This is a genomic window from Mesorhizobium sp. M4B.F.Ca.ET.017.02.2.1 (assembly GCF_003998955.1).
GTDB classification, from domain to species: domain Bacteria; phylum Pseudomonadota; class Alphaproteobacteria; order Rhizobiales; family Rhizobiaceae; genus Mesorhizobium; species Mesorhizobium abyssinicae.
Genome location: NZ_RZOF01000504.1, coordinates 1 through 3,187, shown reverse-complemented (window position 1 = coordinate 3,187; position 3,187 = coordinate 1). Strand labels below are relative to the sequence as shown.

Annotated in this window: 4 protein-coding genes; all 4 read right to left on the bottom strand. The window is 65.9% G+C overall.

The features are described 5' to 3' along the window. Window positions 1-457, bottom strand: a 457-nt coding sequence (locus EN738_RS32820) for an MsnO8 family LLM class oxidoreductase (RefSeq protein ID WP_127287188.1), incomplete at its 3' end; no start/stop codon positions are given. A gap of 3 nt (window positions 458-460) precedes the next feature. Then, window positions 461-1,288 carry an arylamine N-acetyltransferase gene (locus tag EN738_RS32815; protein ID WP_127287187.1) on the bottom strand — a complete coding sequence of 276 codons (828 nt, stop codon included), beginning with the start codon at window positions 1,286-1,288 and terminating at the stop codon, window positions 461-463. A gap of 84 nt (window positions 1,289-1,372) precedes the next feature. Next, a complete protein-coding gene (locus EN738_RS32810; RefSeq protein ID WP_127287186.1) occupies window positions 1,373-2,542 on the bottom strand; it encodes an AI-2E family transporter in 1,170 nt (389 codons plus the stop codon). Between the two features lie 162 nt (window positions 2,543-2,704). Beyond that, window positions 2,705-3,187: LLM class flavin-dependent oxidoreductase (locus EN738_RS32805; protein WP_127287185.1), on the bottom strand; the 483-nt coding region annotated here is incomplete at its 5' end.

Sequence of the window (3,187 nt, the reverse complement as noted above, 5' to 3'; positions counted from 1 at the left end):
CGGCGCGGATGCGCTGGCCTTCCTCGGCCGGCTGGAAATATCCCATCAGCTCGACGACATCCTGCGGGAAATTATCGCTGGCTTCCATATTGCGGCGCAGCGCCCGCGCCGTCGCCATGTCGGTGCCGGGCGCGCGGCCGAGCCCGAGGTCGATGCGGCCGGGAAATAGCGCCGCCAGCGTGCCGAACTGTTCGGCGATGACCAGCGGCGCATGGTTGGGCAGCATGATGCCGCCGGCGCCGACGCGGATCGTCCTGGTGCCGCCGGCGACATGGGCGATGACCACCGAAGTCGCGGCACTGGCGATGCCCGGCATGTTATGATGCTCGGCCAGCCAGTAACGCCGGTAGCCGAGGCGCTCGGCATGGCGGGCGAGGTCGAGCGAGTTCGCCAGCGAGCGCGAGGCATCGCTGCCTTCGGCGATCGGCGACAGGTCGAGGACGGACAGGGCTGTCATTTCTCAGCGCTCCACGATGTTCTTTTCCCGCACCTTGGCCGCGAAGGCGGGCCGGTCGGGGATGACGATGCCGAGCTGGTCTTCCAGCACACCGGCGAGCTCCGCCGCTGTCGCGATCTCCCGCTGCTCGGTGCGGCCGCCGAGATGATGCGTCGACAGCCGGTTGTTGCGCAGCGCATAGCGCCGGTCGGGCAGGGCGCGCGCCGCGATCACCGAGGACAGGAAATGCGAGCTCGGATGCGTCGACAGGAAGTGGTTGCTGACCGCATAGTCGACCGCGTAGGCCGGCTGCGTGTCGAAGCGATAGATGCTGCGCCAGTCGCCGCCGATCTGCGCCTGCAGGCGGAAATGATCCTCCGTCTCGACGAGGCGGAAGGGTTCATGCGGTGTCTGCTGCTCAGGTCCGGCTTCGAGCAGCAGCGGCGCCGTCAGCGTCAATCCGCCGAAACCGACATCGGCGAGATAGGTATTGCCGTCGAATTCCACCCTGAGCAGCATGTGGCTGCGCGCGGTGATGGCGTCGTCCGGCTGGCCCCACAGCACCCGCGCGGCGAGGCCGCTTACCTCGAAGCCGAGCGCCGTCAGCGCATGCATGAAGAGCAGATTGTGCTCGTAGCAATAGCCTCCGCGGCCACGCGTGAAGATCTTGTCCTGCAGCGAGGCGAGGTCGAGCTTGGGCGGATGGCCGAGGAACGGATCGAGATTCTCGAACGCGATCGCTTGCGGATGCTGCCGGTGCAGCGCCTTCAGCGTCGCCAGCGAGGCCTCGGTCGGGCCGCGATAGAAGATGCGGGCGAAATAGGCATCGAGGTCGAAGGAGGCGTCGGTCATGAAGGAGGTCCGGCTTTGACCGGCTCGATATAGGCACTCGCTCCGGGTCCGACAAACAGGCGCGGCAACAATTGGCGGGCCGAATCAGGTGCGGACCTTGCCGTTCTGCTCGGCCGTATCCTCTTCGACGACGAGGCTGTGCTGTGCCGCCAGGAAATTGCCGACATGGCTCAGCCCTTCGAAATGGTCGCAAAAGACCTTGACGACGACCAGCAGCGGCACCGCCATCAGCGCGCCGACAAAACCCCACAGCCACGACCAGAAGGCAATGGCGATGAAGATCGCCACCGCGTTGATCTCCAGCCGCCTGCCGACCACCAGCGGCGTCACGAACTGGCCCTCGACGATGTCGCACAGCAGCACGAAGGCCGGCGCCAGCAGCGCAAAGGAGATCGAGTCGAAGCTGATAAGCGCGATGACGGTGACAAGTATGATCGTCATCAACGCGCCGACATAGGGCAGGAAATTGAGCAAGGCGGCGGCCGCGCCCCAGACCATTGGGTTGGGCATTCCGAGCCCCCACAGGCCAAGGCCAATCACCGTGCCGAGGCCTGCATTGATGATGGTGACCGTGAGCAGGTAATGCGAAATCTCGCGCTCGACGTCGTAGACGACGCGCAGCGCCCGCTTCTTCTCGCTGAGGCTGGCGAAGGACTGGATGATCTTCTCGTAGAACATCGTGCCGGAGGCGAGCAGGAACAGCGACAGCACGAAGACGATGGTGATGCCGGTGCCCGCCGACAGGATGTTGCCGGCGGCGGAAGACAACATGCCGGACTGCGCCACCGCGACCTTCTGCACGTCGGGCTCCTGTGACGTCTGGGTCAGGCCTTCCAGCTGGTGCGAGATCTGCATGATCTTCTCGAACGGCTGCCTGAGTTGGGCCAGGCGCTCGGTGAGCTGCATGCCGATCGTGGACGCGTTGTTGATGAGCTCGATGACCGGGCCGCTGAGCAGATAGCCGGCGCCGGCGACGAAGATCAGCGACAGCAGCACCAGGAGCGTCGCCGACAGCGCGTCGGGCACGCCGTGCTGGCGCAGGAAGCGCACGATCGGCGTCAGCGTCAGCGCCAGCAGGAAGGCTAGGATCACCGGCATGAAGAAGGCGCGGCCGAAGTAGAGCGCATAGACCGCCATCAGGATGAAGATGCCGATGAGCAGCGACCGTATCAAATGCGTATCCGCGCGTATGTCTTCGCGCGGATCAGGCGTCCCGGTGGCGCCGGTGCCCGAAGCGGTCGGTTCGGCCTTCATCGTTTCCCTCGGGCACGCCGCAAATGATGATGCGGCTTCTCGCGAAAACGTGCTTCCGACGGCAAAGTTCCGTTAGCCGGCAATGACTTCGGCCGGACAGGAAATGCGCCGACGGCGAAGATGAAGCCGCGGCTTCGGCGCTGGAACGCGTCCGGCCGGCCGTCAGGCGACGGGTTCGGCTGGTGCTGCCTTCGCCGTTTCCTTGCGCACGATGGGCGCCACCCTGGTGCCGTAGAGCTCGATCGCCTTCATGACCTTGGCGTGCGGCGTGGTGCCGATCGCCATCTGCAGCAGGAAGCGGTCATTGTCGAAGATCCTGTGCTGGGCGACGATCTTCTCCGCCACCTGTTCGGGATTGCCGACGAACAAGGCGCCGTTCGGGCCGCGCGACTGGTCGAAATGCGCCCGCGAGGTCGGCCCCCAGCCGCGCTCGCGGCCGATGCGGTTCATCACCTCGGCCTGCGGCGTGTAGAAATCGTCCGCAGCCTTCTCGGTGGTCTCGGCGATGAAGCCGTGCACGTTGAGGCTGGTGGCGAGGCTTGCCGGATCGTTGCCGGCCCGTCTGGCGGCCTGGCGATAGACCTCGAACAGCGGCGCGAAGCGCGCCGGCTCGCCGCCGATGATGGCGAGCGCCAGCGGCAGGCC

Excerpts from the sequence above, each read along its gene's own strand:
- EN738_RS32810 (WP_127287186.1), bottom strand. The coding sequence starts at position 2,542 with ATGAAGGCCGAACCGACCGCTTCGGGCACCGGCGCCACCGGGACGCCT.
- EN738_RS32815 (WP_127287187.1), bottom strand. The coding sequence starts at position 1,288 with ATGACCGACGCCTCCTTCGACCTCGATGCCTATTTCGCCCGCATCTTC.